Genomic DNA, 794 nt, shown 5'->3' with positions numbered 1-794 from the left:
TGCCGGTGGATCCTTTAAAGCTGGTGTTGAACTCGGAAAATTATTGACTGAAGTCGCATCCCTGTTTGCTGGAGGTGCTGGAATAGCCAAAGGAGGTGCAAAGCTTGTTGGCAAGCTTACCGAAAAAGCTCTTGTTAAATTCGCTGCTAAGACTGAAGAAGCGGCTATAACAGGAGCAAAAGTTGGAGCATCTACTTCTGAAGTAAATACCGCTCATGTTGGGAAAGAAGTCGCTCAATCACTAGAACAAATGAGTGATGAAGTTATTGCAACTCAATATTTGGGGCAGGAAAGAAAATTCTGGTCAAAACCTATTGAGGTTGGGTTTGAAATGACTCACAAGGGAGAAAAAATTATTCAGATAAACAAAGTCTATCAGAGAGATGATTTGTTTGAGTTTAACAAAATTTTTACTTGGGAAGAAAAAGATAAAATAGTAACAGGTACCAATATTGAAAGAATGCTATCAGGCAAAGCTCCTATTGGTATTGACGGTTATCCTATTGAGTTGCATCATATGCTGCAAACGCATGATGGTCCTATAGCAGAGGTTACTAGGACATTCCATAAAGATAATAATTCTGTTATCCATATTAATCCCAATACAATGGGATCTGGTATCAATAGATCAAAATTTGATAAGTGGAGACAAAAATATTGGAAGGAGCGTGCAGAGAGATATATTCAAGAAAATAATTTAGTGGAGAAAAGTCTATGAAAGCTTATACTTTATCTGATGTTACAAAATTAGTCGACAAGTATAATGATACTGCTCGTTTTGGCACTGCAGATAA

At 37.0% G+C, this 794-nt stretch carries 1 protein-coding gene; it reads left to right on the top strand.

The genetic code is table 11. The features are described 5' to 3' along the window. Nucleotides 1-718: HNH/ENDO VII family nuclease (locus tag ABD909_RS06990; protein ID WP_345097241.1), on the top strand; the 718-nt coding region annotated here is incomplete at its 5' end. Nucleotides 719-794 lie beyond the last annotated feature (76 nt).

This window comes from Bartonella acomydis, assembly GCF_039543025.1.
Classification (GTDB): Bacteria; Pseudomonadota; Alphaproteobacteria; order Rhizobiales; family Rhizobiaceae; genus Bartonella; species Bartonella acomydis.
The sequence above is the reverse complement of the archived record's forward strand: the minus strand, read 5'-3'. Positions and strand labels throughout refer to the sequence as shown.